General features: G+C 70.4%; 1 protein-coding gene and 1 pseudogene. Both read left to right on the top strand.

What is annotated here, in order from left to right; genetic code table 11:
- Positions 1-191: pseudogene (locus ACIO5E_RS39670) on the top strand (dihydrofolate reductase); the annotation flags it as partial.
- An 84-nt stretch (positions 192-275) separates the two neighbouring features.
- A partial coding sequence (locus ACIO5E_RS39675) for a serine hydrolase domain-containing protein (protein WP_400677596.1) occupies positions 276-1,024 on the top strand: 749 nt, incomplete at its 3' end.

Here is a 1,024-nt window from a genome sequence, read left to right on the forward strand (position 1 = left end):
GCGGCGGGTCCCAGCTGGCGGGGGAGCTGATCGACGAGATCGACGAGCTCGTGATCAAGACCTATCCGCTGGTGTACGGCTCCGGGATGCCGATGTTCGGATCCGGTTTCGCCGCCGCCGAGTTCACACTGGAGCAGGTCCGTACGTTCGAGAACGGGGTTCTGGTGCGGACGTACAGCCGGAAGCGCTGAGCCTGGGCGGGAGCTGCTCCATGAGCGGTCTTCCTGCCCGGTAATCCCCTCGTCAGGTGGCAGCACGTCGGGTATGGGTTGACCATGACTTCTCCCAGTGAAGAACTGCTCCCCGGCACCCGGCGATCCCTCCTCCATCGCGTTGCCACCGCACAGCGCGAGGGCCGGGCGCCCTCCCTCGCGGCTGCCGTGCGGCGGGAGGGCCGGATCGTCTGGAGCGGTGGCCGTACGGGGCTGGAGGGGCCGGCCCCGGACGCCGATACGCAGTACCGGATCGGCTCGATCACCAAGACGTTCACCGCGGTTCTGGTCCTACGGCTGCGCGACGAGGGGCTGATCGACCTGGACGACCAGTTGGAGAAGCACATCTCCGGCACCGGAGCGGGCAGCGCGACCGTCTTCCAACTGCTCGGCCACAGTTCGGGTCTCGGCGCCGAGGCGCCCGCCCCGTGGTGGGAGCGGACCCCGGGCTCCCTGCGGCCGGAGCTCGCCGATGTGCTCGGCGAGCAGCCCCAGATGCACCCGGCAGGCCGCCGCTTCCACTACTCCAACCCGGGCTACACCCTGCTCGGTTCGCTGATCGAAGCGGTACGCGGGGTCTCCTGGGAGGAGGCCCTGCGCCGCGAGATCCTGGAGCCGCTGGGCATGCACCGTACGACGGCCGGGCCGGTCGCTCCGTATGCGGAGGGCTGGGCCGTGCACCCCTGGGCCGATGTGGTGGTGAGCGAGCCGGCCGAGGACCTCGGACTGATGGCGCCGGCCGGTCAGCTGTGGTCGACCGCCGCCGACCTGTTGCGGTTCGCCGGATTCCTGGCGGAGGGCGACGACCGGGT

Source organism: Kitasatospora sp. NPDC087314, from assembly GCF_044744365.1.
Classification (GTDB): domain Bacteria; phylum Actinomycetota; class Actinomycetes; order Streptomycetales; family Streptomycetaceae; genus Kitasatospora.